This window comes from Azotobacter vinelandii CA, from assembly GCF_000380335.1.
GTDB lineage: Bacteria > Pseudomonadota > Gammaproteobacteria > Pseudomonadales > Pseudomonadaceae > Azotobacter > Azotobacter vinelandii.
The window spans coordinates 272763-298563 of sequence record NC_021149.1 but is presented as its reverse complement, the minus strand read 5'-3'; the positions used below and the strand labels follow the sequence as shown (position 1 = coordinate 298563).

Below are 25801 nucleotides of genomic sequence, written 5' to 3'. Positions count from 1 at the left end.
CTCGTCCTGCCCGCTCCGGCGCATGGGTGAGCGGCAGCGTTTCTCCGGGGTTATTTACCGCGTGCCGGGAATGCCGCCTTCACCTCCTCGACCCAGCCGGGATGCAGGCGAGTCTGCTCGGTATCCAGCCCTTTTGCCTCCATAGACGCCTTGTGCCGGTCGATCTCGTCGAGCATCTGGCCCAGAGCGCTGGAGTTGCCATCGAGCCGGTACATCTGGGCGAGGCCCAGGTGGTAAAAGCGCAGCAGCCGCATGGCCGGCGGATCGCCGGCGGCCACGCCCCGCTCGACGCAGTGCATGGCGTTGGTGATGCTCATCAGGCTGCGCCTGAGCCGCCAGCCGTACACCGCCGCCGCCATCCACGGCTGCCGGCTCAGGTAGCCGCGCAGGATCGCGGCGGTGAGGATCGTTCCGGCGATCACTCCGCCGAGGTTGTAGCGCAGGTTGTCGCCGCCCGGCGTGCCGAACAACTGCACCGCCAGGGTCGACAAGCCCATCCCCAGCACGGCGAAGATCGCCACCACGATCAGGCTGCTCTTGCGGGTCTGCGCCCGGTATTCCTCGGGATTCCACGGCTGGATCTCGAACATCGCCACTCCTTTTCCTCTTGAACCGCCCGGGCCGGGCCGCCGCGGTTTTTCGCAGGATTCGCCGCCCGCGGCAAGCCACTACAAGTCCGCCGCTATCAGCGTTTAAGCTTGCAGGCCTTTTTCCCGCCGACCGGATGACCCGATGCGCCTGTCCCGCTTCTTCATCGACGCCCCCCTCGCCCTCGGCCTCCTCGATCTGCCGGAAGCCCAGGCCCACTATATCGGCCGCGTGCTCAGGCTCGCCCCGGGCGATGCCGTGCAACTGTTCGACGGCAGCGGCCGGGAGTTCCGCGGCGAACTGGTCGAGGTGGGCAAGAAGAGCGTGCGGGTGGAGCTGCGCGAACAGCTTCCCGGCCTGGCCGAATCGCCGCTGCGCATCCATCTGGGCCAGGGCCTGTCGCGCGGCGAGCGGATGGACTGGGCGATCCAGAAGGCCACCGAACTGGGCGTGGCGGAAATCACCCCGCTGCTCAGCGAGCGCTGCGAGGTACGCCTGAAGGACGAGCGCGCCGACAAGCGCCTGGCCCACTGGCAGCAGATCGCCATCAGCGCCTGCGAGCAGTGCGGCCGCTCGGTGCTGCCGACGATCCACCCTCCGGCACCGCTGGAAGACTGGCTGAAGGGTATCGAGGCCGAACTGAAGCTGGTCCTGCACCCGTTCGCCGAGCCCCTGGCCAGCCATGCCCGGCCGGCCTCGCTGGCCTTCCTGATCGGCCCCGAGGGCGGCCTGTCCGAGACGGAGGTGGACGCGGCGCGGCGAGCCGGCTATCGGGCCGCCCGCCTCGGTCCGCGGGTACTGCGCACCGAGACGGCGCCGGTGGTGGCGCTGAGCGTGGCCCAGCAGTTGTGGGGGGATTTCTGAGCGCTTCGGCGCCAGAACCTGTTCGCGACCCGGCAAGGCAAGATCGGCTGAGGAAGCAGAGTTTGCGAGTGGCAAACGAGCATGACTCGCTCCGCTCGCCCCTTCGCGGCCCGCCGAAAGCGCGTCAGCCGCGAACGGCTTCCGGGCCGATCGCCGAGATGGCGCGGTGCGCGACGCTTGCCGGCGTATTCGAGACCCGCCGGCTCTCCACCGTCGGCGCGATGCGCGTAGAGCGCCTCCAGCTCGGCAACGCGGCCAGCTTGTACGTCCCGGCCGGCGAATCATCGACAATCAGAGTTCGAGATTCGAGCCATGGATTTCCCCATGCGGAATAAGGCGGCGCGGCCGGCGTTCAGGATGCTTGTTCCAGCGGGACGAAATCGGGCACGTGGGCCCTGATCGCGCCCAGCAGTTCTTCCTTGCCGAAGGGCTTGGTCAGATACTGCTCGGAACCGACGATACGTCCCTTGGCCTTGTCGAACAGGCCGTCCCTGGAGGACAGCATGATCACCGGCGTGGACTTGAATGCGCTGTTGTTCTTGATCAGGGCGCAGGTCTGGTAGCCGTCCAGGCGCGGCATCGCGATGTCGACGAAGATGATCCGCGGATGACCGTCGGCGATCTTGGCCAGGGCATCGAAGCCGTCCACGGCGGTGATGACCTCGCACCCCACCCTCTTCAGCAGGGTTTCCGCAGTGCGACGAATCATCTTTGAGTCGTCGATCACCATGACCTTCAAACCGTCGGAATGATGTTCCATATCCACCTACCGGCCTCCTGGCCGCCGACCACGTGTTGCTCCCGGGCCACCTGGGACTCGCCGGCGAAGGATCACCCCAGCGCCGGGACCTTTCGGCAAACTCGCTCCTCCCCAACGTGCATCCGCTCAAGGTTTTCTTGACCGGGCGCCGGGCCGACGCCAATCTGGGCCCCTTCCACTCTTTGCACCCCGGCCGCTTCCGGCCGCCTTTCCCCGGAGGACACCCCATGAGCATTCGCCTCGGGATCGTCATGGACCCCATCGCGCAGATCTCCTTCAAGAAGGACAGCTCGCTGGCCATGCTGCAGAGTGCGCAGGCACGCGGCTGGTCGCTGCACTACATGGAACCGCAGGATCTCTACCAGCACGGCAACGAGGCGCGGGCGCGGATGCGTCCCCTCAGGGTGTTCGACGACCCGGCGCGCTGGTTCGAGCTACAGGAGGAGAACGACACCCCGCTGGGCGACCTGGACGTGATCCTGATGCGCAAGGACCCGCCCTTCAACAGCGAATACGTGTACGCCACCTACCTGCTGGAACTCGCCGAGAAGGCCGGTTGCCTGGTGGTCAACCGGCCGCAGAGCCTGCGCGACTGCAACGAGAAATTCTTCGCCACCCAGTTCCCGCAGTTCACGCCGCCGACCCTGGTGAGCCGGCGTGCCGACATTCTGCGCGAGTTCGCCGCCGAGCACGGTGATGTCATTCTCAAACCACTGGACGAGATGGGCGGGGCCTCGGTGTTCCGCCACCGCGAGGGCGACCCCAACCTGTCGGTGATACTGGAAGTGCTGACCGAGCACGGCGCCCGGCAGATCATGGCGCAACGCTATCTGCCGGCGATCAAGGATGGCGACAAGCGCATCCTGATGGTCGACGGCGAGCCCGTTCCCTACTGCCTGGCGCGCATCCCGGCCCCCGGCGAGACCCGCGGCAACCTCGCCGCCGGCGGTCGCGGGGTGGCCCAGCCGCTGACCGAGCGCGACCGCGAGATCGCCGCCCATGTCGGCCCCGAACTGCGCCGGCGCGGCCTGCTGTTCGTCGGACTCGACGTGATCGGCGAGCACCTGACGGAGATCAACGTCACCAGCCCGACCTGCATCCGCGAGATCGACAACGCCTACGACACGCGCATCGGCGAGCGCCTGATGGATGCGATCGCCCAGCGGCTGGCGGCCAGGGGCTGAGCCGCCGGGGCGACGAAGCTACCGCCTGGTTCATGGACTTTTCGCCGCCCCCTCGGCAGACTGCGCGGCAATCCGTAGCCAGCCGAAAGATCCATGACCGCAGCCTCTCCTCCGCCCGTACCCGCCCGCCAAGGCGTCCGTCCCGCGGATCGCCTGGGCCTGCCCCTGGTCCTCGCCGCGCTGCTGCACCTGGCCCTGATCCTCGGTATCAGCTTCGAACTGCCGAAGCCCGCCGAGGTCAGCAAGACCCTGGAGATCACCCTGGCCACCTTCAAGAGCGAGGAAAAGCCCAAGGAGGCCGACTTCCTCGCCCAGGACGACCAGCAGGGCAGCGGCACCCTGGAGCACCAGGCCGAGCCCAAGACCAGCGAAACCGCGCCCTTCCAGGACACCGAGATCGAGCAGGTCGCGCCGCCGCCCGCGGCGCCGCCGGCAGCTCCCAAACAGGAACCGAAGGCCGCGCTGGCGACGCGCAAGCCGCGCCCGGAAAAGACGCCGGTCAAGCACGAGCCGGCCAAGCCGGCGCCACCGCTCCCGGCGACGCCGACCTTCGACAGCGCCCAGTTGTCCAGCGAGATCGCCAGCCTGGAGGCCGAGCTGGCCGAGGAAACCCAGCGCTACGCCAAGCGTCCGCGGATCCACCGCCTCAACGCGGCCTCGACCATGCGCGACAAGGGCGCCTGGTACAAGGAGGAATGGCGCCGCAAGGTGGAAAGGATCGGCAACCTCAACTACCCCGAGGACGCCCGTCGCCAGCACCTTTACGGCCATCTGCGCCTGCTGGTGTCGATCAACCGCGACGGCACCCTCTACGAGGTGCAGGTCCTGGAATCCTCCGGCGAGCCCCAGCTGGACCAGGCGGCGCAGCGTATCGTCCGCCTGGCCGCGCCTTATGCCCCCTTCACCGGGGACCTGGCCGACATCGACCGGCTGGAAATCATCCGCACCTGGCGTTTCGAGCGCGGCGACCGGCTATCGAGCAACTGACGCGCTCCGCCGGAGCGATCGTGCAGACTCGCCGCACCGGCCTGTGCCACTCTTGAAGCCTGCGCCCCTAAGCTCGAAACTAGGCCGATGAAAATGAATACAGCCCCCCAGTACCTGAAGAACCATTTCCTGATCGCCATGCCGCACTTGGCCGATCCCAACTTCGCCCAGTCCCTGATCTACCTGGTCGAACACAACGATCAGGGCGCCATGGGTCTGGTGGTCAACCGCCCGGGCGAACTCGACCTCGGCCAGGTGCTCGCCCAGCTGCGTCCGGACAGTCCGCCCCGCGAGGACCGCAGCGCCCTGCCGATCTACACCGGCGGCCCGGTGCAGACCGACCGCGGCTTCGTCCTGCACGAGCCCGGCTACAGCTTCCAGGCGACCCTGGGCCTGGGCGAACTGGCGCTGTCCACCTCCCAGGACACGCTGCTGGCCATCGCCGACGGCAGCGGTCCGGCACGCTGCCTGATCGCCCTCGGCTATGCCGGCTGGGATGCCGGCCAACTGGAAGCCGAACTGCTGCAGAACGCCTGGCTGACCTGCCCGGCCGATCCCGCCATCCTCTTCGATACCCCGGCCGAGCAGCGCCTGCCCGGCGCCGCCGCCCGCCTGGGCATCAACCTCGCCCTGCTGACCTCCCAGGCCGGCCACGCATGAGCGGGCCGCGCCTGCTGCTCGGCTTCGACTACGGCACCCGGCAGATCGGTGTCGCCGTCGGCCAGGCGATCACCGGCCAGGCCCGCGAGCTGTGCGTGCTCAAGGCGCAGAACGGCGTGCCCGACTGGAGCCGAGTCGAGCAACTGGTCAAGGAGTGGCGACCGGACGCCATGGTCGTCGGTCTGCCGCTGAACATGGACGGCACGCCGAGCGAAATGAGCGAGCGCGCCGAGCGCTTCGCCCGCCGCCTGCACGGCCGCTTCGGTCTGCCGGTGCATACCCACGACGAACGCCTGACCACCTTCGAAGCCAAGGGCTATCGCCTGGCCCAAGGCCAGCGCGACGGCTACCGTCGGCGCCCGGTGGACGCCCTGGCTGCCGCCCTGTTACTGGAAGGCTGGCTGGCCGAGCGCCCGGCCGGCTGAAACCACGGCGCCGCGGCCCGCAGCGCCCCCGAGGAGACCGCCCATGACCCTGCCCGATCCCGCCGTGCTGCTGCCCAGGATGGCTGCCGAGCTGAAACGCCACCTGCAGGCCCATCGCATCGACACGCCGCGCTTCGTCGGCATCCACACCGGCGGCGTCTGGGTCGCCCAGGCGCTGCTGGCCGCCCTCGACAGCGAGGAACCGCTGGGTGTGCTCGACGTGTCCTTCTACCGCGACGACTTCACCCAGAGCGGCCTGCACCCGCAGGTCCGTCCTTCCGCGCTGCCCTTCGAGGTCGAAGGCCAGCACCTGGTGCTGGTCGACGACGTGCTGATGACCGGCCGCACCGTGCGCGCCGCCCTCAACGAACTGTTCGACTACGGCCGCCCGGCCAGCGTGACCCTGGTCTGCCTGCTCGATCTCGACGCCCGCGAACTGCCGATCCGCCCGGACGTGGTCGGCCAGACCCTGTCGCTCGCCCCCGACGAACGGGTAAAATTGCTCGGCCCCGCACCGCTCGCTCTCGAGCGTCAGGTTCTTGCCTAGGGCCTGTCATCACTTATTTCTCACGTTGCGACGGAGCCTGTTTTGGCACAGGGCAAGGCGTGAGGAGAGAGGTTTGGTTATTCCAAATGAACGACGAACAACGCAGCACTGTGCCAAAACAGGCCCGTCCCTTCGGGTTGCGCCTGAAATCAGCCCATCCGGCGTTGCAGCCTTTGGCAAGGGAGTGGCCATTGCCTGCAGGCTGCGCCTTGTCTGGGCTGATTTCAGGCAGCAACGCAACCGGAGAAATAAGTGATGACAGGCCCTAAAAGAGTCCCCGCGATGACGCCGAACGACGCCAAGCGCCCGCTGCAGCTCAACGATCAGGGCCGGCTGCGCCACTTCCTCTCGCTCGACGGCCTGTCCCGCGAGCTGCTGACCGAGATCCTCGACACCGCCGATTCCTTTCTCGAGGTCGGTACCCGCGCCGTGAAGAAAGTCCCGCTGCTGCGCGGCCGGACCGTCTGCAACGTGTTCTTCGAGAACTCCACGCGTACCCGCACCACCTTCGAGATGGCCGCCCAGCGGCTGTCCGCCGACGTGATCACGCTCAACGTGTCGACCTCCTCGACCAGCAAGGGCGAGACCCTGTTCGACACCCTGCGCAACCTCGAGGCGATGGCCGCCGACATGTTCGTCATCCGCCACGCCGACTCCGGCGCCGCACACTTCATCGCCGAGCACGTCTGTCCCGACGTGGCGGTGATCAACGGCGGCGACGGCCGCCACGCCCACCCGACCCAGGGCATGCTCGACATGCTGACCATCCGCCGCCACAAGGGCGGCTTCGAGAACCTCTCGGTGGCCATCGTCGGCGACATCCTGCATTCGCGGGTGGCACGCTCGGACATGCTCGCCCTGCGCGCCCTCGGCTGCCCGGACATCCGCGTGATCGGCCCGAAGACCCTGTTGCCGATGGGTCTGGAGCAGTACGGCGTGCGCGTCTTCCACGACCTGGACGAAGGCCTCCGGGACGTCGACGTGGTGATCATGCTGCGCCTGCAGCGCGAGCGCATGCAGGGCGGCCTGCTGCCCAGCCAGGGCGAGTTCTACCGGCTCTACGGCCTCTCCACCGCGCGCCTGGCGCGGGCCAGGCCGGACGCCATCGTCATGCACCCGGGACCGATCAACCGTGGCGTGGAAATCGAATCGGCGGTGGCCGACGGCGCCCAGTCGGTGATCCTCAACCAGGTCACCTATGGCATCGCCGTGCGCATGGCGGTGCTGTCCATGGCCATGAGCGGGCAGACCGCGCAGCGCCAGCTCAATTCCGAATCCGAGGAGCAGATCTGATGCGTACCCGTATCCTCGGCGCCCGCCTCATCGACCCGACCAGCGGCCTGGACCGGGTCGCCGACCTCTATCTGGCCGACGGCAGGATCGCCGCCGTCGACCAGGCGCCGGCCGCCTTCGAGGCCGACGAGACCCTCGACGCCCGCGGCCTGATCGCCGCGCCCGGCCTGGTCGATCTGTCGGCCGCCCTGCGCGAGCCCGGCTACGGCCGCAAGGGCAGCATCGCCAGCGAAACCCGCGCCGCGGCCGCCGGCGGCGTCACCAGCCTGTGCTGCCCGCCACTGACCAGGCCGGTGCTGGACACTCCGGCGGTGGCCGAACTGATCCTCGACCGCGCCCGCGAGGCCGGCCATGCCAAGGTCTTCCCGATCGGCGCCCTGACCCGGGAGCTGGCCGGCGAGCAACTGGCCGAACTGGTCGCCCTGCGCGACACCGGCTGCGTCGCCTTCGGCAACGGCCTGGCCAGCTTCGCCAGCAACCGCCACCTGCGCCGCGCCCTGGAATACGCGGCGACCTTCGACCTGACCGTGGTGTTCCACTCCCAGGACGCCGCCCTCGCCGAGGACGGCCTCGCCCACGAGGGCCCCATGGCCGGTTTCCTGGGGCTGGCGGGCATTCCGGAAACGGCGGAAACCGTGGCCCTGGCCCGCGACCTGCTGCTGGTCGAGCAGACCGGCGTGCGCGCCCACTTCAGCCAGCTCTCCAGCGCCCGCGGCGCGCGGATGATCGCCGAGGCCCAGGCCCGCGGCCTGCCGGTGAGCGCCGACGTGGCGCTGTACCAGTTGATCCTCACCGACGAGGCGCTGGCCGACTTCTCCAGCCTCTACCACGTACAGCCGCCGCTGCGCTCGCGCGCCGACCGCGACGGCCTGCGCGACGCGGTGCGCCAGGGCACCATCCAGGCCATCGCCAGCCACCACCAGCCTCACGAGGCGGATGCCAAGCTGGCGCCGTTCGGCGCCACCGAGCCAGGCATCAGCAGCGTCGAACTGCTGCTGCCGCTGGCCCTGAGCCTGGTCCAGGAGAACGTGCTCGACCTGCCGACCCTGCTCGCGCGCCTCACCAGCGGTCCGGCCCGGGCCCTGCGCCTGCCGGTGGGCCGCCTGGCCGCCGGCGCCCCGGCCGACCTGGTGCTGTTCGACCCCGAGGCCGCCACCCTGGCCGGCGAACGCTGGCTGTCCAAGGGGCGCAACTGCCCGTTCATCGGCCACGTCCTGCCCGGCGCGGTGCGCTACACCCTGCTCGACGGACGGATCAGCTACCAGGCCTGATCGCGGGCATGCCCGCACGACGGCCAGGCTCGCCGACGGCGGGCCCGGTCCTCCGGGAAATCACTGACCGCGCTGGGCGTTGCGCAGGGACACCTGCTCGTTCAGCGTCCAGAAGTCGTAGAGCACGCCGATCAGGAACAACCCGCCGGTCAGCAGGTAGAGCAGGCCGGTGAGCCACTTGCCCAGGTACATGCGGTGCACGCCGAAGACGCCGAGAAAGGTCAGCAGGAGCCAGGCGATGTTGTAGTCGGTGGAGCCGGCATGGAAGCGCAGGTCCGCCTCGCGGTCCATCGACGGGATCAGGAACAGGTCGATCAGCCAGCCGATACCGAGCAGGCCCAAGGTGAAGAACCAGATCGTCCCGGTCAGCGGCCGGCCGTAATAGAAACGGTGCGCGCCGAGAAAGCCGAAGATCCACAACAGGTAGCCGATGAGTTTGCTGTGGGTGTCCTGAACCTGCATGACGAGTCTCCAGAAAGACATTGAGGATGGGCGAAAGCACCCGTGGCGACAAGCCTCCCGGCCCAGGGCAAGCGCATGGAATGCCCGCCGGATATCGATGCCCAGCTCGCGCCAGGTGACGATGCGGCCCCGGGCGGTGAATGAACTCGATGGGGTCCTCGATGGAAATGATGCGGCCGTTCCGGTTGCGGTAGCCGGTCATCGCCACCAGCGAGGTGGACTTGCCGATGGTGCCGACGGACAGCATCAGGCCGCGCCCGGCCATCGACAGCTCGCGCGGCCCGTCCGGCAACTCGAATTCGTCGAAGGCCGGGACGCGCTGCTGGAAGGCGCGGTCCCGGAAGCGGCGGCCGCTGGCGAAGTCGCGTTCGCGGCTGGCGGTGCAAATGTTCGTTCATCAGCGCGAGCACGGCTTCCCGGACCTGCTCCGCCGACAAGCGGGGCGCGACCCGGTGGCAGTGGACGCCGTCAAGCCTCATCGACGGCGGTACGCCCGCGGTGATGAACCGAACGGAGGCGCCCTTCTCCATCATCGGGCGCAGCAGCTTTCCGAAGTCCATGGCCGTGGTCGCCCGTGCCGTGCCCGAAGGTACGGCCGGTCTAGAAACTGTCGGGAATCTTCGCCTTCTCGCGGGCGCTCTCGCGGCTGATCGCGCCCCTGGACAGCAGGCTCTTCAACGCCATGTCCAGGGTCTGCATGCCCAGCGAGCCGCCGGTCTGGATCGCCGAGTACATCTGCGCCACCTTGTCCTCGCGGATCAGATTGCGGATCGCCGGGGTGCCGATCATGATCTCGCGGGCCGCCACCCGGCCGCCGCCGACCCTCTTCAGCAGGGTCTGGGAGATCACCGCCTGCAGCGATTCGGAGAGCATCGAGCGGACCATCGCCTTCTCCTCCGCGGGAAACACGTCGACCACCCGGTCGATGGTCTTGGCCGCCGAGGTGGTGTGCAGGGTGCCGAACACCAGGTGGCCGGTTTCCGCGGCGGTCAGCGCCAGGCGGATGGTTTCCAGGTCGCGCATCTCGCCGACCAGGATGACGTCCGGGTCCTCGCGCAGCGCCGAACGCAGCGCCTCGGCGAAGCCCAGGGTGTCGCGGTGCACTTCGCGCTGGTTGATCAGGCACTTCTTCGGCTCGTGGACGAATTCGATCGGGTCCTCGATGGTGAGGATGTGCTGGTGCCTGCTGCCATTCAGGTAGTCGAGCATGGCCGCCAGGGTGGTCGACTTGCCCGAGCCAGTGGCGCCGGTGACCAGCACCAGGCCGCGCGGCACCTCGGCGATCTTCCTGAACACCTCGCCCATCTCCAGCTCGTCCATGCTCGGGACGCGCGACGGAATGGTGCGGAACACCGCGCCGGCGCCACGGTTCTGGTTGAAGGCGTTGACCCGGAAGCGCGCCACGCTCGGCACCTCGAAGGAGAAGTCGGTTTCGAGAAACGTTTCGTAATCCTTGCGCTGCTTGTCGTTCATGATGTCGTGGATCAGTGCGTGCACCTGCTTGTGGTCCAGCGGCGGCAGGTCGATGCGGCGCACGTCGCCGTCGACGCGGATCATCGGCGGCAGGCCGGCGGAAAGGTGCAGGTCCGACGCGCCCTGCCTGGCGCCGAAGGCGAGCAGTTCGGTGATGTCCATGGGGGTCCCCAATCGCCAACAAGCGGGTAGAATGCCGCGACAGCCGGCGGCCCGGGCAGGAAACGGAACAAGATGTCCAGCATTCCAGAAAGTGTTGCAAAGGTTCGCGCGCGCATCCGTGAGGCGGCGCAAGCTTCCGGCCGCGATCCGCAGAACGTGCGCCTGCTGGCCGTGAGCAAGACCAAGCCGGCGAGCGTCCTGCGCGAAGCCTTCGCCTGCGGCCAGCGCGACTTCGGCGAGAACTACCTGCAGGAGGCCCTGGCCAAGCAGGCCGAACTTGCCGATCTGGAGCTGACCTGGCACTTCATCGGGCCGATCCAGTCCAACAAGACCCGCGCCATCGCCGAACATTTCGCCTGGGTCCATTCGGTCGACCGGGCGAAGATCGCCCAGCGCCTGTCCGAGCAGCGTCCGGCGCACCTCCCGCCCCTGAACATCTGCCTGCAGGTGAACGTCAGCGGCGAGGCGAGCAAGTCCGGCTGCGAACCCGAGGAGCTGGCGGAACTCGCCGGAGCCGTGGCGGAACTGCCCAACCTGCGCCTGCGCGGCCTGATGGCGATTCCCGAGCCGAGCGACGATCCCGCCGCCCAGCACGCGCCTTTCGCCCGCCTGCGCGAGCTGCAGGAAAGCCTCGGCCAGCACCTCGGCCTCGATCTCGACACCCTCTCCATGGGCATGAGCCACGACCTGGAGGCCGCCATCGCCGAAGGCGCCACCTGGGTCCGCATCGGCACCGCCCTGTTCGGCGCCCGCGACTACGGGCAGCCTTCCCGTTAGACAGAAGGAAAGTCCCCCATGACCGACCCCCGCATCGCCTTCATCGGCGCCGGCAACATGGCCGCCAGCCTGATCGGCGGGCTGCGCGCCCAGGGCGTGCCGGCCGGCGCGATCCGCGCCAGCGCCCCGAGCGCCGAGCGGCGCGCGCGCATCGCCGCCGAACACGGCATCGAGCTGTTCGCCGACAATGCCGAGGCCGCCGCCGGCGCCGACCTGGTGGTGCTGGCGGTCAAGCCGCAGGTGATGAAGTCGGTCTGCCAGGCGCTCGCCGCCCACCTGCGCCCGGAGCAGTTGATCGTCTCCATCGCCGCCGGCATCACCTGCGCCAGTCTGGAGTCCTGGCTGGGCGAGCGGCCGCTGGTACGCTGCATGCCGAACACGCCGGCGCTGCTGCGCCAGGGCGTCAGCGGCCTGTTCGCCAACGCCCGGGTGTCCGCCGCCCAGCGCCAGCAGGCCGCACGCTTGCTGGGCGCGGTCGGCCTGGTCCTGTGGCTCGACGAGGAGCGCCTGATCGATGCCGTGACCGCCGTCTCCGGCAGCGGCCCGGCGTACTTCTTCCTGCTCATGGAAGCCATGACCGCCGCCGGCGAACGGCTCGGCTTGCCGCACGGCAGCGCCGTGCAACTGACCCTGCAGACCGCCCTGGGCGCGGCGCGCATGGCCACCGAAAGCGGCGTCGACGCCGCCGAACTGCGTCGCCGGGTGACCTCGCCGAACGGCACCACCGAGGCGGCGATCAATACCTTCCAGGCCGGCGGCTTCGAAGCCCTGGTGCAGCAGGCGCTGGACGCCGCCGCCCGACGCTCCGCCGAACTGGCCGAACAGTTGGGCCGATAAGGAACCTTGATTCGATGAACGGATTGAACACTGCGATCATCTACCTCGTGCAGACCCTCGGCAGCCTCTACCTGCTGATCGTCCTGCTGCGCTTCATCCTCCAGTTGGTGCGCGCCGACTTCTACAATCCCCTCAGCCAGTTCGTGGTTAAGGCCACCCAGCCGCTGCTCAAGCCGCTGCGGCGGGTCATTCCCGGTTTCGGCGGAGTGGACTTCGCCTCCCTGGCGCTGGCCATCCTGGTCCAGCTGGCGCTGATGATCGGCGTCCTGCTGCTGATGGGCTACGGCGTCGGCGGCTACCTGATGCCGCTGCTGGTCTGGTCGGTGATCGGCGTCACCTCGCTGTTCCTCAAGGTGTTCTTCTTCGCCCTGATCGTCAGCGTGATCCTGTCCTGGGTCGCTCCCGGCAGCTACAACCCGGCCGCGCAACTGGTCAACCAGATCTGCGAGCCCCTGCTGTCGCCGATCCGCCGTGTCCTGCCGAATCTCGGCGGCCTGGACATCTCGCCGATCTTCGCCTTCATCGCGCTGAACCTGATCGACATGCTGGTGATCAACAACCTCGCCGCCATGAGCGGCATGCCGCGGGCGCTCAGCCCCTTCCTCTGATGAGTTGGTACCGTTGGGACGGCGAGGACCTGATCCTCGCCTGCCACCTGCAGCCCAAGGCCAGCAAGGACGAATTCGCCGGGCTGCATGGCGAGCGCCTGAAGATCCGCCTCACCGCCCCGCCGGTGGAGGGCAAGGCCAACGCCCACCTGCTGGCCTTCCTCGCCGGCGTCTTCGGTGTGCCGAAGAGCCAGGTGAGCCTGGAAAGCGGCGAGTCGAACCGCCAGAAGCGGGTGCGCATCCGCCGGCCCCGGCAGCTTCCGGCGCTGCCCGGCCTGGCGCCGCGACCGGACGCCTGAGCGCCTCGCACGCCCGCCGCCGTGGCGCTTTCGCCTTTGGCGAGGAATGGATTCCAGACGGCGACGCAAGCGTGGAAATAATCGATGCCAGGCCCTAGACTGGCGTTCTTTTTTGCGAGAGCAGGGGCCTGCGATTGGCTTTTCCCGAAGATTCTGTCGGTCTGGTTCGCCCACAGATGCTGCACTTCAGCGAACCCTTGACGCTTGCCTGCGGACGCAGCCTGAGCGACTACGAACTGGTCTATGAAACCTACGGCGAACTCAACGCGGCACGCAGCAATGCGGTGCTGGTCTGTCACGCGTTGTCCGGCCATCACCATGCCGCCGGCTACCACAGTCCCGAGGACCGCAAGCCCGGCTGGTGGGACAGTTGCATCGGCCCCGGCAAGCCCATCGACACGCGGCGCTTCTTCGTCGTCGCCCTGAACAACCTCGGCGGCTGCAACGGCTCCACCGGCCCCGGCAGTCTCAACCCGGCGACCGCCCGCCCCTATGGCGCGGACTTCCCGGTGGTGACGGTGGAGGACTGGGTGCACAGCCAGGCGCGCCTGGCCGATGCCCTGGGCATCCAGCAATGGGCCGCGGTGATCGGCGGCAGCCTCGGCGGCATGCAGGCCCTGCAGTGGACCATCAGCTACCCCGAGCGGGTCCGCCACTGCCTGGCCATCGCCTCGGCGCCCAAGCTGTCGGCGCAGAACATCGCCTTCAACGAGGTGGCGCGCCAAGCGATCCTCTCCGATCCGGAATTCCACGGCGGCCATTTCCAGGAGCACGGGGTGATCCCCAGGCGCGGGCTGATGCTGGCGCGCATGGTCGGTCACATCACCTACCTGTCGGACGACGCGATGGGCGAGAAGTTCGGCCGCGAGCTGAAGACCGACCAGCTCAACTACGACTTCCACAGCGTGGAGTTCCAGGTGGAGAGCTACCTGCGTTACCAGGGCGAGGAGTTCTCCGGGCGTTTCGACGCCAACACCTATCTGCTGATGACCAAGGCGCTGGACTACTTCGACCCGGCCGCCGCGCACGGCGACGATCTGGCGAAAACCCTGGCGGTGGCCCGGGCCGATTTCTGCCTGATGTCCTTCACCACCGATTGGCGCTTCTCGCCGGCCCGCTCGCGGGAGATCGTCGACGCGCTGATCGCCGCCGGCAAGAACGTCAGCTACCTGGAGATCGACGCGCCGCAGGGCCACGACGCCTTCCTGATGCCGATCCCCCGCTACCTGCAGGGGTTCGCCAGCTACATGAACCGAATCGCGGTATGACATGCCCATGAGAGCCGATCTGGACATCATCCAAGAGTGGATTCCCGCCGGCAGCCGGGTGCTCGACCTCGGCTGCGGCGACGGCGAACTGCTGGCCCGGCTGCGCGAGCACAAGCAGGTCAGCGGCTACGGCCTGGAGATCGACCCGCAGAACATCGCCGCCTGCCTCGACAAGGGCGTCAACGTGATCGAACAGAACCTGGACAAGGGCCTCGGCAACCTCGCCAGCGACAGCTTCGACGTGGTGGTGATGACCCAGGCGCTGCAGGCCGTGCACTACCCGGACCGTATCCTCGAGGAGATGCTGCGGGTCGGCCGCACCTGCATCATCACCTTCCCCAACTTCGGCCACTGGCGCTGCCGCTGGTACCTGGCGAGCAAGGGACGGATGCCGGTTTCCGAGTTCCTGCCCTACACCTGGTACAACACGCCGAACATCCACTTCTGCACCTTCAAGGACTTCGAGGCGCTGTGCCGGGAACGCCAGGTGCGGGTGCTGCAGCGCCTGGCGGTGGACCGCGAGCACCGGCATGGCTGGGCCAGCCGGCTGTGGCCTAATCTGTTGGGTGAAATCGGCATCTACCATGTCAGTCGCCGCTGACCGCCGCGGCGGCATGGCCGGCCGCCCTCGCCCGGTTCTTCCGTAAGGAGATCGTCATGCGTCGCCCAATCCCGTTCCTGCTCGCCCTCTGCCTGTCGCTGTCGGCCACCGCAGCCGAGCGCCTGCAGAAGTTCGCCGACCTCGATGTGCACTACAGCGCCTTCAACTCCGGCTTCCTGCAGCCGGAGATCGCCAGCGCCGCCGGCATCGTCCGCGGCAAGACCCAGGGCGTGCTCAACATCTCCGTGCTCAAGAGCGGCAAGGCCCAGCCCGCGACGATCAAGGCCCAGGTGCGCAACAACCTGGGGCAGGTCCGCGCGCTGAGCTTCCGCGAGGTGCGCGAGGACGAGGCCATCTACTACCTGTCGCAGTTCCCCTTCGACAAGGAAACCCTGCACTTCAAGGTCGACGTCCAGAGCGGCGGCGGCCCCCTCAACAGCTTCGAATTCGACCAGGAATTCTTCCCCGACGAATGATGACTCTCAGCCAACTGGTGCTGGCCAGCCACAATGCCGGCAAGCTCAAGGAACTCCAGGCCCTTCTGGGCAACGCCGTGCGGGTACGCTCGGTCGGCGAATTCAGCGACGTCGCGCCGGAAGAGACCGGCCTGTCCTTCGTCGAGAACGCCATCCTCAAGGCCCGTCATGCGGCGCGGCTGTCCGGCCTGCCGGCGCTGGCCGACGACTCGGGCCTGGCGGTCGATGCCCTGGGCGGCGCACCGGGCATCCATTCGGCGCGCTATGCCGGCGGAGGCGGCGACGCGGCGAACAACGCCAAGCTGCTGGAGGCGCTCCGCGAGGTGCCGGACGCCGAGCGTGGCGCCCGCTTCGTCTGCGCCCTGGCCCTGGTGCGGCATGCCGAGGACCCGCTGCCGATCATCTGCGAGGGCCTCTGGCAGGGGCGCATCCTGCACGCACCGCGCGGCACCGAGGGCTTCGGCTACGACCCGCTGTTCTGGGTGCCGGAGCGCGGCTGCTCCAGCGCCGAGCTGGCCTCGGCCGAGAAGAACCGCCTGAGCCACCGCGCCCGCGCCATGCTCCAGCTCAGGCAGCGGCTGGGACTGGCATGAGCCACCAAGCCTCTCCCCCCGCCCCTCTCCCGGAGGGCGAGGGGAGAAAAAGCGGACTCCTGCTGCCGCCCTTGGCGCTGTACGTCCACATTCCGTGGTGCGTACGCAAGTGCCCCTACTGCGACTTCAACTCCCATGCCGCCGGCGCGGAATTGCCGGAAGAAGTCTACGTCGACACCCTGCTCGCCGATCTCGCGGCGGACCTCCCGGCCGCGCACGGCCGCGAACTGGTGTCGATCTTCTTCGGCGGCGGCACGCCCAGCCTGTTCTCCGCCCGTGCCTTCGAGCGCTTGCTGGACGGGATCGGCCGGCATCTCTCCTTCGCCCGCGATATCGAGATCACCCTCGAAGCCAACCCCGGCACCTTCGAGCAGGAAAAATTCGCCGACTACCGCCGCCTCGGCATCAATCGCCTGTCGATCGGCGTGCAGAGTTTCCAGAACGCGCAGCTCCAGGCCCTGGGCCGCATCCACGACGCCGGCGAAGCGATCCGCGCGGCCGGAATGGCGCGCCGCGCCGGCTTCGACAACTTCAACCTCGACCTGATGCACGGCCTGCCGGGACAGGACCTCGCCGGCGCGCTGGCCGACCTGCGCCAGGCCATCGCCCTGGAGCCGACGCACCTGTCCTGGTACCAGTTGACCCTGGAACCGAACACCCTGTTCTGGAGCCAGCCGCCAGAGATTCCCGAGGACGACCTGCTCTGGGACATCCAGGAAGCCGGCCAGACGCTGCTGGCCGCCGAGGGCTTCGTCCAGTACGAGACCTCGGCCTATGCCCGAAATGGCCGGCGCGCGCGGCACAACCTCAACTACTGGACCTTCGGCGACTTCCTCGGCATCGGCGCCGGCGCCCACGCCAAGCTCAGCGATCCGCACGGGCGTATCCGCCGCACCTGGAAGACCCGCCAGCCCAGGGACTACCTGGCGCCGGAGCGGCGCTTCCAGGCCGGCGAGCGCCTGCTGGAGGCCGACGAACTGCCGTTCGAGTTCATGATGAACGCCCTGCGCCTGACCGAAGGCGTGCCGGCGGGGCTCTTCGGCGAACGTACCGGCTTGCCGCTCGCCGGCATCGCCGCTCCCTGCGCCGCCGCCCGCGCCGCCGGCCTGCTGGAGAACGACCCGCAGCGCTTGCGGCCGACCGCCCGCGGCCAACTGTTCCTCAACGACCTGCTGCAGTATTTCCTGCCGTAAGCCTGTCCACCGAAACCACCAACGGTGGGCAAGGCCTACGGCCGTTGCCCACCCTACGGGACTGCAACATTTCCTGCCGTAGGCGTGGCCGGCGTAGGGTGGAAAACGACCGCAGGTCTTTTCCACCATCGGCGCGGCGGCAGTGGTGGAAAATCGTTACGCGAGTTTTCCACCCTACGCCCGCTCAATCGACACGCTGGAACTTCAAATCCCATACCCCGTGCCCGAGACGTTCGCCGCGGCGTTCGAACTTGGTCACCGGGCGCTCTTCGGGACGCGGCACGTAACCACCGTCCGCGGACAGGTTGCGGTAACCCGGCGCGGCGTTCATCACCTCCAGCATGTGCTCGGCATAGGGCCGCCAGTCGGTGGCCATGTGCAGTACGCCGCCGACCCCGAGCTTCTGCCGCACCAGTTCGGCGAACGCCGGCTGGACGATGCGCCGCTTGTGGTGGCGGCTCTTGTGCCAGGGATCGGGGAAGAACAGCAGTACCCGCTCCAGGCTGGCATCGGCCACGCACTGGCGCAGCACGTCCAGCGCGTCGCAACTGTAGACGCGCAGGTTGGTCAGGTTTCGCGCCAGGGCGCCGGCGAGCAGGGCGCCGACGCCCGGCTTGTGCACTTCGACACCGATGAAGTCCTGTTCCGGCGCCGCCGCGGCCATCTCCAGGGTGGAATGGCCCATGCCGAAGCCGATCTCGAAGGTGCGTGGTGCGCTACGCCCGAATACCCGGTCGAAGTCGCGCGGGCCGTCCTCCAGTTCCAGGCCGAACCTCGGCCAGCCCTGCTCGAGGCCACGCTGCTGGCCTTCCGTCATGCGCCCGGCGCGCATCACGAAGCTCTTGATGGTGCGCAGGCGCGGCGCGTCGCCGGCGGTTCGCGGCACCTGTTGTATTTCGTCGGTCATAACGCTTCCTGAAAAGACGAACGAGCCCTGCCCTCACGGACAGGACTCGCTGCACTGGACACGGGCGGCGCCGGGCGCCGCCCGGCAAATCAACGGATCAAGCCTTCCAAGGGCGACGAGGCGCTGGCGTAGAGCTTCTTCGGCATGCGTCCGGCCAGCCAGGCCAGGCGTCCGGCCTCGATGGCATGCTTCATCGCCCGGGCCATCAGTACCGGGTCCTGGGCATGGGCGATGGCGCTGTTCATCAGCACCGCCTCGCAGCCCAGCTCCATGGCGATGGTCGCGTCCGAGGCGGTGCCCACGCCGGCATCCACCAGCACCGGCACCGTCGCCTCCTCGAGGATGATGCGCAGGTTGTAGGGGTTGCAGATGCCCAGGCCGGTGCCGATCAGGCCGGCCAGCGGCATCACCGCGATGCAGCCCATTTCCGCCAGTTGGCGGGCGATGATCGGGTCGTCGCTGGTGTAGACCATCACATCGAAGCCGTCCTTGACCAGCACCTCGGCGGCCTTGAGGGTCTCGATCACGTTGGGGAACAGGGTCTTCTGGTCGGCCAGCACCTCCAGCTTGACCAGTTTGTGGCCGTCCAACAGCTCGCGGGCCAGGCGACAGGTGCGCACCGCCTCCTCGGCGGTATAGCAGCCGGCGGTGTTCGGCAGGATGGTGTAGCGCGCCGGGTTGATCACGTCGAGCAGGTTCGGCTCGCCGGGATTCTGGCCGATGTTGGTGCGGCGCACCGCGACGGTGACGATCTCGGCGCCGGAAGCCTCGATGGCCTGGCGGGTCTCCTCGAGATCCTTGTACTTGCCGGTGCCGACCAGCAGGCGCGACGCATAGGTGCGGCCGGCCAGGGTGAAGGGCTTGTCGTTGCGAGCGGGACTCATCGGGATTTCCTCCTGAGCAGGCGGTTGAAAGGGTGGTGCCGGAGCGCCGCTCCGTGGTCGGGCCGGGCGCGAGGGTGTTTCAACGACCTGCTAACCACCACCGATGGCATGCACCACCTCGACCCGGTCGCCCTCGCGCAAGGCGGTGGCGGCATGCAGGCTGCGGGGTACGATATCGAGATTGAGTTCGACCGCGACGCGCCGGCCGGCCAGATCCAGGCGGGCCAACAGGTCGGCGATGGTCTGGCCATCGGCAAGTTCGTAGGGTTCGCCGTTCAACTGAATGCGCATGACGGGTTCGCTGCGTCCGGAAGGTCCGGCATTCTAGCCCCGATCCACGGCGATCACCAAGGCAGTGGCGGGGCGCCGTCCGTCGCTCAGGCCGACGTGCCGAGGCGCCAGCCGACCAGCCCCAGGCACAGCCAGCCGAGCAGGAAGGCCAGACCGCCGAACGGCGTGACGAGGCCGAGCTTGTGGCCGCCCAGGGTGAGCAGGTAGAGGCTGCCGGAGAACATCAGGATGCCCAGGCCGAACAGAATGCCGGCCGCCGCCAGCAGGCGCCCCGGCCGGTGCAGGGCGAGCAGGCCGGTACCGAGCAGCGCCAGGGCATGGAACTGCTGGTAGTGCACGCCGGTCTGGAACACCTCCAGGTATTCCGGGCTCAGCAGACCGCGCAGACCGTGGGCGCCGAAGGCGCCGAGGGCCACGCCGGCGAAGCCGAACAGGGCAGCCAGCACGAGAAAGGCACGCGCCATGAAGGAACTCCAGACAGAAAAGACGGGGCCGCTATAATGGCCCGCTCGACCGTCCCGGCCAAGTCGACCATGCCCCGCTCCCTGCTCCTCCGCCTGCTGCAGCTTCCGCTCTGGCTCGCTGCCGGCTCCATCCTGCTGGTACTGAGCCTGCGCTGGGTGGCGCCGGTGGGCAGCGCGTTGATGGTGGAACGCAAGCTGGAGTCCTGGTTCGACGACCATCCCATCGAACTGCGGCGGGAATGGCGCCCCTGGGGCGAATTGCCGAATGCCCTGAAGATGGCGGTGATCGCCGCCGAAGACCAGAACTTCGCCGAGCATTGGGGCTTCGACCTCGCGGCGATCCGCGCCGCCCTGAAGCACAACGAGCTGGGTGGCACGCTGCGCGGGGCCAGCACCCTCAGCCAGCAGGTGGCGAAGAACCTGTTCCTCTGGTCCGGGCGCAGTTGGCTGCGCAAGGGCATCGAGGCCTGGCTCACCGCACTGATCGAACTCTTCTGGTCCAAGCAGCGGATTCTCGAGGTCTACCTGAACACCGCCGAGTGGGGCGAGGGGATATTCGGCGCCGAAGCCGCCGCCCGCCACCATTTCGGCATCGACGCATCCGCCCTGTCGCCCCGCCAGGCCAGCCTGCTCGCCGCCATCCTGCCCAATCCGCGAAACTGGAGCGCGTCCGCGCCGAGCGCCTACATCGGCCGCCGCGCCGACTGGATCGCCCGGCAGACGCGCCAGTTGGGCGGCAACGCCTACCTGGATCGGCTCGACGGCCCGTATCCGGCCCGCTGAGCGCAACGCCCCCTACAGCCAGCCCTGCTCGGCCATCGACAGCGGCTCGCCGTCGCCGACGATGAAATGATCGAGTACCCGCACATCGACCAGCGCCAGCGCCTCCTTCAGCCGCCGGGTCAGGCTGAAGTCCGCCTGGCTCGGCTCGGCGATGCCGGAAGGATGGTTGTGGGTGAGGATCAGCGCGGCGGCGTTGTGCGCCAGGGCGCGCTTGAGCACTTGGCGCGGATAGACGCTGGCGCCGTCGACGGTGCCCTGGAACAGCACCTCGAAAGCCAGCACCCGATGCTTGGCGTCGAGGAACAGGCAGCCGAAGACCTCGTGGGGCTCGTGGCGCAGGCGCGCCTTCAGGTAATCGCGCACCGCCTGCGGGCTCTCCAGCGCCGGATCGCGGCGCAGGCGCTCGGCCAGGTGCCGGCGGGACATTTCCAGCACCGCCTGCAACTGGGCGAACTTGGCCGGACCGAGGCCGAGGCGGCGGCTGAACGCGGCCCGATCGGCCTCGAGCAGGGCACGCAGGCCGCCGAAATCGTTCAGCAGGTGGCGGGCCAGATCCACCGCGGTCTGCCCGGCGACCCCGGTGCGCAGGAAGATCGCCAAAAGCTCGGCATCGCTCAGCGCCGACGCCCCCTGCTCCAGCAGTTTTTCCCGCGGCCGCTCCGCCGCCGGCCAGTCCCGAATGCCCATGCCGCCTCCCTGTCGAGCCGCCCCGCTACTCCCGGCGCGAGGCTGTGCTATCTTAGCCGGCATTTTGTGCCCGGCCGTGATGAGGAGCACATCCAGGCAGTCCGACTGCCCGGAAGCCGGGGACACGCGATCATGAAAACAACGCAAGGCAGGCCTATGCAGCGGCTGTATCGGAAACGCATCGTCCTGGGCGTCGGCGGCGGCATCGCCGCCTACAAGAGCGCGGAGTTGGTCCGCCGCCTGCGCGACCAGGGTGCGCAAGTCCACGTGGTGATGACCCGGGGGGGACGCGAGTTCATCACCCCCCTGACCCTCCAGGCCCTGTCCGGCCATCCGGTGCACCTGGATCTGCTCGATCCGGCCGCCGAAGCGGCGATGGGGCATATCGAACTGGCCAAATGGGCCGATCTGGTGCTGATCGCGCCGGCCACCGCCGACCTGCTGGCGCGCCTGGCCCAGGGCATGGCCGACGACCTGCTGACCGCCCTGGTGCTGGCCACCGACGCGCCGGTGGCCCTGGCTCCGGCGATGAACCAGGCGATGTGGCGCGACCCGGCGACCCAGGCCAACGCACGGACCCTCGCCGAGCGCGGTCTGCGCCTATTCGGTCCGGCCGAAGGCAGCCAGGCCTGCGGCGACGTCGGCCCGGGACGCATGCTGGAGCCCGCGGAGCTGGCCGAACGGGCCGCCGACTGCTTCGCAGGCGGCCGCTTGACCGGCCGCCACGTGCTGATCACCGCCGGACCGACCCGGGAAGACATCGACCCGGTGCGCTACATCAGCAACCACAGCTCCGGCAAGATGGGCTTCGCCCTGGCCGAGGCCGCCGCCGAGGCCGGCGCCCGCGTCACCCTGGTCAGCGGCCCGGTGCACCTGCCGACGCCGGACCGGGTCGAACGCATCGACGTGATCAGCGCCCGCGACATGCTCGCCGCCTGCGAGGCGGCGCTGCCCTGCGACATTCTCATCGCCGCCGCCGCGGTGGCCGACTATCGCCCGCAGGCCGTCGCCCCGCAAAAACTGAAGAAGAGCCCGGACAGCGACGACGGCCTGATCCTGCAACTGGTGCGCAACCCGGACATTCTCGCTACCCTGGCGCAGCGCGCCGACCGCCCGTTCAGCGTCGGCTTCGCCGCCGAAACCGAAAACCTGCGGGAATACGCCCTGCGCAAGCTGAAAACGAAAAACCTCGACCTGATCGTCGCCAACGACGTGGCCACCCCCGGCATCGGCTTCAACAGCGAGGAAAACGCCGTCAGCGTCATCGACCGCGCCCAGCGGGAAACCCGCTTCGCCCGGACCGGCAAGGGCAAGATCGCCCGCCAACTGATCGCCTTCATCGCCGACCGCTTCGACCAGGCCTGACCCCATGCACAGTCTGCAAGCCAAGATCCTCGACCCCCGCCTGGGCAGCGACTACCCGCTGCCGGCCTATGCCACCGCCGGCTCCGCCGGCCTCGACCTGCGCGCCATGCTCCAGGAGGAGCTGACCCTGGAGCCGGGACAGACCGCCCTGATCCCCACCGGGCTGGCCATCCACATCGCCGACCCGGGCCTGGCCGCGCTGGTCCTGCCGCGCTCCGGGCTCGGCCACAAGCATGGCATCGTCCTCGGTAACCTGGTCGGCCTGATCGACTCGGACTACCAGGGCGAGCTGATGATTTCCTGCTGGAACCGTGGCCAGAGCACCTTCCGCATCGCCGTCGGCGAGCGCATCGCCCAACTGGTGCTGGTGCCGGTGATGCAGGCACACTTCCAACTGGTCGAATCGTTCGACGAGAGCCAGCGCGGCGCCGGTGGATTCGGCCATTCGGGCAGTCATTGAGCGGAACTCCGCGCCGTCCCGGCCATCCAATCTGGCGGGCCGGCGCCGCACGGTAACGAACTGCTCTCTTGCTCACCGAGCAGGTCGCAGGCTGCTCTACTCAACGACATGCTCGACATGGATATCCTCGAAGTAACCCGGACCGCCTGTCCGGAAATATCGGAGCCCCACCCTCGCATGAACAGCTTCCAGAAAGCCCCCTCCCTGCCCGCCAGCATCTTCCGGGCTTATGACATCCGCGGTGTGGTCGGCGACAGTCTGACCCCGGAAGCCGCCTACTGGATCGGCCGGGCCATCGGCTCGGAAAGCCTGGCCAAGGGCGAGCCGAACGTTTCGGTCGGGCGCGACGGCCGCCTGTCCGGTCCCGAGCTGGTCGAGCAGTTGATCCGCGGCGTGCGCGACAGCGGCTGCAAGGTCAGCGACGTCGGCATGGTGCCGACCCCGGTGCTCTACTACGCGGCCAACATCCTCGCCGGCAAGTCCGGCGTGCAGCTCACCGGCAGCCACAACCCGCCGGACTACAACGGTTTCAAGATCGTCGTCGCCGGCGATACCCTGGCCAACGAGCAGATCCAGGTGCTGCGCGAGCGCATCGAGAGCGGTGACCTGACCGCCGGCGAAGGCAGCGTCGAGCAGGTCGACGTGCTGGAGCGCTATTTCGAACAGATCACCGGCGACATCCGTCTGGAACGCAAACTGAAGGTGGTGGTCGACTGCGGCAACGGCGTCGCCGGGGTGATCGCGCCGCGCCTGATCGAAGCGCTCGGCTGCGAGGTGATCCCGCTGTTCTGCGAGGTCGACGGCAACTTCCCCAACCACCACCCGGACCCGGGCAAGCCGGAGAACCTGGAAGACTTGATCGCCAAGGTGGCCAGCGAGAAGGCCGACCTCGGCCTGGCCTTCGACGGCGATGGCGACCGCGTCGGCGTAGTGACCAACAGCGGCGGCATCATCTATCCCGACCAGTTGCTGATGCTCTTCGCCAAGGACGTGGCCGCACGCAACCCGGGCGCCGAGATCATCTTCGACGTCAAGTGCACCCGCCGCCTGACCCCGCTGATCAAGGCCAGCGGCGGCCGTCCGCTGATGTGGAAGACCGGCCACTCGCTGATCAAGAAGAAGATGAAGGAAAGCGGTGCCCTGCTCGCCGGCGAGATGAGCGGGCACGTGTTCTTCAAGGAGCGCTGGTTCGGCTTCGACGACGGCATCTACAGCGCCGCGCGCCTGCTGGAGATCCTCGCCAAGGACCCGCGCCGCGCCGACCAGGTATTCACCGACTTCCCGGTGGACCTCTCCACCCCGGAAATCAACGTCAAGGTCACCGAGGAGAGCAAGTTCGCCATCATCGAGGCCCTGCAGCGCGACGCCCAGTGGGGCGAAGGCGCCGAGGTGAGCACCCTCGACGGCGCGCGCGTCGACTATCCGAAGGGCTGGGGTCTGGTGCGCGCCTCCAACACCACGCCGGTGCTGGTGCTGCGCTTCGAGGCGGAAAGCGCCGAGGAGCTGAAACGCATCCAGGAAGTGTTCCGTGCGCAGCTTTATAATGTCGCCCCGGATCTGAAGCTGCCGTTCTGACCCGGCCGGCATGCCCAGGGCCGACGCTCGCCACTGGCGGGCGTCGGCCTTTCGTCGTCTGGGCGGCAGCCGATTTTCATTTTCCCCCATCCCAGTCTCTGTCCAGCGGAGTTCAGCATGACCCTCAGCCGTGATGCCGCCATTCAGGTCGCCCAGGTTCTCTCCGAAGCACTGCCCTACATCCGCCGCTTCGTCGGCAAGACCCTGGTGATCAAGTACGGCGGCAACGCCATGGAGAGCGACGAACTGAAGACCGGCTTCGCCCGCGACATCGTGCTGATGAAGGCGGTCGGCATCCACCCGGTGGTGGTGCACGGCGGCGGCCCGCAGATCGGCGACCTGCTCAAGCGCCTGTCCATCGAAAGCCGCTTCGTCGACGGCATGCGCGTCACCGATGCGCAGACCATGGACGTGGTGGAAATGGTCCTCGGCGGCCAGGTGAACAAGGACATCGTCAACCTGATCAACCGCCACGGCGGCAGCGCCATCGGTCTGACCGGCAAGGACGCCGGCCTGATCCGCGCGAAGAAGCTCAAGGTCACCCGCCAGACCCCGGAAATGACCCAGCCGGAAATCATCGACATCGGCCAGGTCGGCGAAGTCGAGTCGGTCAACACCGAGCTGTTGAACATGCTGGTGCAGGGCGACTTCATCCCGGTGATCGCGCCGATCGGCGTCGGTGCCGACGGCGAGTCCTACAACATCAACGCCGACCTGGTCGCCGGCAAGGTCGCCGAGGCGCTCAAGGCCGAGAAGCTGATGCTGCTGACCAACATCGCCGGGCTGATGGACAAGGAAGGCCGGGTGCTCACCGGGCTGTCCACCGAGCAGGTCGACGCCCTGATCGCCGACGGCACCATCTACGGCGGCATGCTGCCGAAGATCCGTTGTGCCCTCGATGCCGTCCAGGGCGGGGTGACCAGTGCGCACATCATCGACGGCCGGGTACCCAACGCGGTACTGCTGGAGATCTTCACCGACACCGGCGTCGGCACCCTGATCACCAACCGCCAGGGCTGATGCGGACACCGGCCGCATCCAGGATGCAGAAGGGGGA

At 68.3% G+C, this 25801-nt stretch carries 30 protein-coding genes and 1 pseudogene; 22 read left to right on the top strand and 9 right to left on the bottom strand.

What is annotated here, in order from left to right; genetic code table 11:
* Window positions 1-50 precede the first annotated feature (50 nt).
* On the bottom strand, window positions 51-590 hold the full coding sequence (locus AVCA_RS01515; protein WP_012699008.1) for a DUF3087 domain-containing protein: 540 nt from the start codon (window positions 588-590) through the stop codon (window positions 51-53).
* 142 nt (window positions 591-732) lie between these two features.
* Between AVCA_RS01515 and AVCA_RS01510 the strand changes: the two genes are divergently transcribed.
* Window positions 733-1452, top strand: a complete 720-nt coding sequence (locus AVCA_RS01510) for a 16S rRNA (uracil(1498)-N(3))-methyltransferase (protein ID WP_012699007.1) — start codon at window positions 733-735, stop codon at window positions 1450-1452.
* Window positions 1453-1804: 352 nt separating this feature from the next.
* Here AVCA_RS01510 and pilG read toward each other — a convergent pair whose 3' ends face one another.
* Entirely contained in the window at window positions 1805-2212 is a 408-nt protein-coding gene (pilG, locus tag AVCA_RS01505) for a twitching motility response regulator PilG (RefSeq protein ID WP_012699006.1), read from the bottom strand.
* A gap of 227 nt (window positions 2213-2439) precedes the next feature.
* On the opposite strand from pilG, the gene gshB reads away from it, so the two are divergent.
* The 7 genes from gshB (at window position 2440) to AVCA_RS01470 (ending at window position 8579) form a co-directional block, all read left to right on the top strand.
* Window positions 2440-3396: a glutathione synthase gene (gene gshB, locus AVCA_RS01500; RefSeq protein ID WP_012699005.1), complete on the top strand. Its 957-nt coding sequence runs from the start codon at window positions 2440-2442 to the stop codon at window positions 3394-3396.
* Window positions 3397-3489: 93 nt separating this feature from the next.
* On the top strand, window positions 3490-4383 hold the full coding sequence (locus AVCA_RS01495; RefSeq protein ID WP_012699004.1) for an energy transducer TonB: 894 nt from the start codon (window positions 3490-3492) through the stop codon (window positions 4381-4383).
* A 93-nt stretch (window positions 4384-4476) separates the two neighbouring features.
* A complete protein-coding gene (locus AVCA_RS01490; protein WP_373860935.1) occupies window positions 4477-5043 on the top strand; it encodes a YqgE/AlgH family protein in 567 nt (188 codons plus the stop codon).
* Entirely contained in the window at window positions 5040-5468 is a 429-nt protein-coding gene (gene ruvX, locus AVCA_RS01485; protein ID WP_012699002.1) for a Holliday junction resolvase RuvX, read from the top strand. Before AVCA_RS01490 ends, ruvX begins: the two co-directional genes overlap by 4 nt.
* Window positions 5469-5511: 43 nt before the next feature.
* Window positions 5512-6015: a bifunctional pyr operon transcriptional regulator/uracil phosphoribosyltransferase PyrR gene (pyrR, locus tag AVCA_RS01480; protein WP_012699001.1), complete on the top strand. Its 504-nt coding sequence runs from the start codon at window positions 5512-5514 to the stop codon at window positions 6013-6015.
* A 282-nt stretch (window positions 6016-6297) separates the two neighbouring features.
* Window positions 6298-7308 carry an aspartate carbamoyltransferase catalytic subunit gene (locus tag AVCA_RS01475; RefSeq protein WP_012699000.1) on the top strand — a complete coding sequence of 337 codons (1011 nt, stop codon included), beginning with the start codon at window positions 6298-6300 and terminating at the stop codon, window positions 7306-7308.
* Window positions 7308-8579 (top strand): dihydroorotase, encoded by a 1272-nt coding sequence (locus AVCA_RS01470; protein WP_012698999.1) that lies wholly within the window; start codon window positions 7308-7310, stop codon window positions 8577-8579. The genes AVCA_RS01475 and AVCA_RS01470 overlap by 1 nt, the downstream gene beginning before the upstream one ends.
* A gap of 60 nt (window positions 8580-8639) precedes the next feature.
* On the opposite strand, the gene AVCA_RS01465 is transcribed toward AVCA_RS01470, so the two are convergent.
* Both AVCA_RS01465 and AVCA_RS01460 read right to left on the bottom strand, forming a co-directional pair.
* A complete protein-coding gene (locus AVCA_RS01465) occupies window positions 8640-9041 on the bottom strand; it encodes an NINE protein (RefSeq protein WP_012698998.1) in 402 nt (133 codons plus the stop codon).
* Between the two features lie 600 nt (window positions 9042-9641).
* Window positions 9642-10676, bottom strand: a complete 1035-nt coding sequence (locus AVCA_RS01460; RefSeq protein ID WP_012698997.1) for a type IV pilus twitching motility protein PilT — start codon at window positions 10674-10676, stop codon at window positions 9642-9644.
* Window positions 10677-10748: 72 nt separating this feature from the next.
* Here AVCA_RS01460 and AVCA_RS01455 point away from each other — a divergent pair, with 72 nt between their 5' ends.
* The 9 genes from AVCA_RS01455 (at window position 10749) to hemW (ending at window position 17328) form a co-directional block, all read left to right on the top strand.
* Window positions 10749-11453: a YggS family pyridoxal phosphate-dependent enzyme gene (locus tag AVCA_RS01455; protein ID WP_012698996.1), complete on the top strand. Its 705-nt coding sequence runs from the start codon at window positions 10749-10751 to the stop codon at window positions 11451-11453.
* An 18-nt stretch (window positions 11454-11471) separates the two neighbouring features.
* Window positions 11472-12290 carry a pyrroline-5-carboxylate reductase gene (proC, locus tag AVCA_RS01450; RefSeq protein ID WP_012698995.1) on the top strand — a complete coding sequence of 273 codons (819 nt, stop codon included), beginning with the start codon at window positions 11472-11474 and terminating at the stop codon, window positions 12288-12290.
* Between the two features lie 14 nt (window positions 12291-12304).
* Complete coding sequence (locus AVCA_RS01445) at window positions 12305-12898, top strand: YggT family protein (RefSeq protein WP_012698994.1); 594 nt, start codon at window positions 12305-12307, stop codon at window positions 12896-12898.
* On the top strand, window positions 12898-13197 hold the full coding sequence (locus AVCA_RS01440) for a DUF167 domain-containing protein (protein WP_012698993.1): 300 nt from the start codon (window positions 12898-12900) through the stop codon (window positions 13195-13197). Before AVCA_RS01445 ends, AVCA_RS01440 begins: the two co-directional genes overlap by 1 nt.
* Before the next feature lie 128 nt (window positions 13198-13325).
* Window positions 13326-14465, top strand: a complete 1140-nt coding sequence (gene metX, locus AVCA_RS01435) for a homoserine O-succinyltransferase MetX (protein WP_012698992.1) — start codon at window positions 13326-13328, stop codon at window positions 14463-14465.
* 7 nt (window positions 14466-14472) lie between these two features.
* Window positions 14473-15066, top strand: a complete 594-nt coding sequence (gene metW / locus AVCA_RS01430) for a methionine biosynthesis protein MetW (protein WP_041807492.1) — start codon at window positions 14473-14475, stop codon at window positions 15064-15066.
* Between the two features lie 56 nt (window positions 15067-15122).
* Window positions 15123-15542 (top strand): DUF4426 domain-containing protein, encoded by a 420-nt coding sequence (locus AVCA_RS01425; protein WP_012698990.1) that lies wholly within the window; start codon window positions 15123-15125, stop codon window positions 15540-15542.
* On the top strand, window positions 15539-16135 hold the full coding sequence (gene rdgB / locus AVCA_RS01420; RefSeq protein WP_012698989.1) for an RdgB/HAM1 family non-canonical purine NTP pyrophosphatase: 597 nt from the start codon (window positions 15539-15541) through the stop codon (window positions 16133-16135). The genes AVCA_RS01425 and rdgB overlap by 4 nt, the downstream gene beginning before the upstream one ends.
* Window positions 16132-17328, top strand: a complete 1197-nt coding sequence (gene hemW, locus AVCA_RS01415) for a radical SAM family heme chaperone HemW (RefSeq protein ID WP_236616332.1) — start codon at window positions 16132-16134, stop codon at window positions 17326-17328. Before rdgB ends, hemW begins: the two co-directional genes overlap by 4 nt.
* Before the next feature lie 184 nt (window positions 17329-17512).
* Here hemW and trmB read toward each other — a convergent pair whose 3' ends face one another.
* The 4 genes from trmB to AVCA_RS01395 form a co-directional block, all read right to left on the bottom strand.
* Window positions 17513-18235, bottom strand: a complete 723-nt coding sequence (gene trmB / locus AVCA_RS01410) for a tRNA (guanosine(46)-N7)-methyltransferase TrmB (RefSeq protein ID WP_012698987.1) — start codon at window positions 18233-18235, stop codon at window positions 17513-17515.
* 89 nt (window positions 18236-18324) lie between these two features.
* Entirely contained in the window at window positions 18325-19119 is a 795-nt protein-coding gene (locus AVCA_RS01405) for a thiazole synthase (RefSeq protein WP_012698986.1), read from the bottom strand.
* Window positions 19120-19209: 90 nt separating this feature from the next.
* Window positions 19210-19410 (bottom strand): sulfur carrier protein ThiS, encoded by a 201-nt coding sequence (gene thiS, locus AVCA_RS01400; protein ID WP_012698985.1) that lies wholly within the window; start codon window positions 19408-19410, stop codon window positions 19210-19212.
* An 86-nt stretch (window positions 19411-19496) separates the two neighbouring features.
* Window positions 19497-19874 carry a DUF423 domain-containing protein gene (locus AVCA_RS01395; protein ID WP_012698984.1) on the bottom strand — a complete coding sequence of 126 codons (378 nt, stop codon included), beginning with the start codon at window positions 19872-19874 and terminating at the stop codon, window positions 19497-19499.
* 69 nt (window positions 19875-19943) lie between these two features.
* On the opposite strand from AVCA_RS01395, the gene mtgA reads away from it, so the two are divergent.
* Window positions 19944-20657 carry a monofunctional biosynthetic peptidoglycan transglycosylase gene (mtgA, locus tag AVCA_RS01390; RefSeq protein WP_175555865.1) on the top strand — a complete coding sequence of 238 codons (714 nt, stop codon included), beginning with the start codon at window positions 19944-19946 and terminating at the stop codon, window positions 20655-20657.
* A 12-nt stretch (window positions 20658-20669) separates the two neighbouring features.
* Here the strand turns inward: mtgA and radC are convergent, their stop codons facing one another.
* Complete coding sequence (gene radC / locus AVCA_RS01385; protein WP_012698982.1) at window positions 20670-21344, bottom strand: RadC family protein; 675 nt, start codon at window positions 21342-21344, stop codon at window positions 20670-20672.
* Window positions 21345-21500: 156 nt separating this feature from the next.
* On the opposite strand from radC, the gene coaBC reads away from it, so the two are divergent.
* The 4 genes and pseudogenes from coaBC (at window position 21501) to argB (ending at window position 25764) form a co-directional block, all read left to right on the top strand.
* Window positions 21501-22709 (top strand): bifunctional phosphopantothenoylcysteine decarboxylase/phosphopantothenate--cysteine ligase CoaBC, encoded by a 1209-nt coding sequence (gene coaBC, locus AVCA_RS01380; protein WP_012698981.1) that lies wholly within the window; start codon window positions 21501-21503, stop codon window positions 22707-22709.
* 4 nt (window positions 22710-22713) lie between these two features.
* Window positions 22714-23169, top strand: coding sequence for a dUTP diphosphatase (dut, locus tag AVCA_RS01375; RefSeq protein WP_012698980.1), 456 nt, complete (start codon window positions 22714-22716; stop codon window positions 23167-23169).
* A gap of 42 nt (window positions 23170-23211) precedes the next feature.
* Window positions 23212-24744 (top strand): annotated as a pseudogene (locus AVCA_RS01370) (phosphomannomutase/phosphoglucomutase); the annotation flags it as partial.
* 117 nt (window positions 24745-24861) lie between these two features.
* Window positions 24862-25764, top strand: a complete 903-nt coding sequence (gene argB / locus AVCA_RS01365; RefSeq protein WP_012698978.1) for an acetylglutamate kinase — start codon at window positions 24862-24864, stop codon at window positions 25762-25764.
* Window positions 25765-25801: the final 37 nt, after the last annotated feature.

Bases quoted from the DNA above. Each gene is read 5' to 3' on its own strand.
- AVCA_RS01515 (WP_012699008.1), bottom strand. From the start codon at position 590: ATGTTCGAGATCCAGCCGTGGAATCCCGAGGAATACCGGGCGCAGACC.
- AVCA_RS01510 (WP_012699007.1), top strand. From the start codon at position 733: ATGCGCCTGTCCCGCTTCTTCATCGACGCCCCCCTCGCCCTCGGCCTC.
- pilG (WP_012699006.1), bottom strand. From the start codon at position 2,212: ATGGAACATCATTCCGACGGTTTGAAGGTCATGGTGATCGACGACTCA.
- gshB (WP_012699005.1), top strand. From the start codon at position 2,440: ATGAGCATTCGCCTCGGGATCGTCATGGACCCCATCGCGCAGATCTCC.
- AVCA_RS01495 (WP_012699004.1), top strand. From the start codon at position 3,490: ATGACCGCAGCCTCTCCTCCGCCCGTACCCGCCCGCCAAGGCGTCCGT.
- AVCA_RS01490 (WP_373860935.1), top strand. From the start codon at position 4,477: ATGAATACAGCCCCCCAGTACCTGAAGAACCATTTCCTGATCGCCATG.
- ruvX (WP_012699002.1), top strand. From the start codon at position 5,040: ATGAGCGGGCCGCGCCTGCTGCTCGGCTTCGACTACGGCACCCGGCAG.
- pyrR (WP_012699001.1), top strand. From the start codon at position 5,512: ATGACCCTGCCCGATCCCGCCGTGCTGCTGCCCAGGATGGCTGCCGAG.
- AVCA_RS01475 (WP_012699000.1), top strand. From the start codon at position 6,298: ATGACGCCGAACGACGCCAAGCGCCCGCTGCAGCTCAACGATCAGGGC.
- AVCA_RS01470 (WP_012698999.1), top strand. From the start codon at position 7,308: ATGCGTACCCGTATCCTCGGCGCCCGCCTCATCGACCCGACCAGCGGC.
- AVCA_RS01465 (WP_012698998.1), bottom strand. From the start codon at position 9,041: ATGCAGGTTCAGGACACCCACAGCAAACTCATCGGCTACCTGTTGTGG.
- AVCA_RS01460 (WP_012698997.1), bottom strand. From the start codon at position 10,676: ATGGACATCACCGAACTGCTCGCCTTCGGCGCCAGGCAGGGCGCGTCG.
- AVCA_RS01455 (WP_012698996.1), top strand. From the start codon at position 10,749: ATGTCCAGCATTCCAGAAAGTGTTGCAAAGGTTCGCGCGCGCATCCGT.
- proC (WP_012698995.1), top strand. From the start codon at position 11,472: ATGACCGACCCCCGCATCGCCTTCATCGGCGCCGGCAACATGGCCGCC.
- AVCA_RS01445 (WP_012698994.1), top strand. From the start codon at position 12,305: ATGAACGGATTGAACACTGCGATCATCTACCTCGTGCAGACCCTCGGC.
- AVCA_RS01440 (WP_012698993.1), top strand. From the start codon at position 12,898: ATGAGTTGGTACCGTTGGGACGGCGAGGACCTGATCCTCGCCTGCCAC.
- metW (WP_041807492.1), top strand. From the start codon at position 14,473: ATGAGAGCCGATCTGGACATCATCCAAGAGTGGATTCCCGCCGGCAGC.
- AVCA_RS01425 (WP_012698990.1), top strand. From the start codon at position 15,123: ATGCGTCGCCCAATCCCGTTCCTGCTCGCCCTCTGCCTGTCGCTGTCG.
- rdgB (WP_012698989.1), top strand. From the start codon at position 15,539: ATGATGACTCTCAGCCAACTGGTGCTGGCCAGCCACAATGCCGGCAAG.
- hemW (WP_236616332.1), top strand. From the start codon at position 16,132: ATGAGCCACCAAGCCTCTCCCCCCGCCCCTCTCCCGGAGGGCGAGGGG.
- trmB (WP_012698987.1), bottom strand. From the start codon at position 18,235: ATGACCGACGAAATACAACAGGTGCCGCGAACCGCCGGCGACGCGCCG.
- AVCA_RS01405 (WP_012698986.1), bottom strand. From the start codon at position 19,119: ATGAGTCCCGCTCGCAACGACAAGCCCTTCACCCTGGCCGGCCGCACC.
- thiS (WP_012698985.1), bottom strand. From the start codon at position 19,410: ATGCGCATTCAGTTGAACGGCGAACCCTACGAACTTGCCGATGGCCAG.
- AVCA_RS01395 (WP_012698984.1), bottom strand. From the start codon at position 19,874: ATGGCGCGTGCCTTTCTCGTGCTGGCTGCCCTGTTCGGCTTCGCCGGC.
- mtgA (WP_175555865.1), top strand. From the start codon at position 19,944: ATGCCCCGCTCCCTGCTCCTCCGCCTGCTGCAGCTTCCGCTCTGGCTC.
- radC (WP_012698982.1), bottom strand. From the start codon at position 21,344: ATGGGCATTCGGGACTGGCCGGCGGCGGAGCGGCCGCGGGAAAAACTG.
- coaBC (WP_012698981.1), top strand. From the start codon at position 21,501: ATGCAGCGGCTGTATCGGAAACGCATCGTCCTGGGCGTCGGCGGCGGC.
- dut (WP_012698980.1), top strand. From the start codon at position 22,714: ATGCACAGTCTGCAAGCCAAGATCCTCGACCCCCGCCTGGGCAGCGAC.
- argB (WP_012698978.1), top strand. From the start codon at position 24,862: ATGACCCTCAGCCGTGATGCCGCCATTCAGGTCGCCCAGGTTCTCTCC.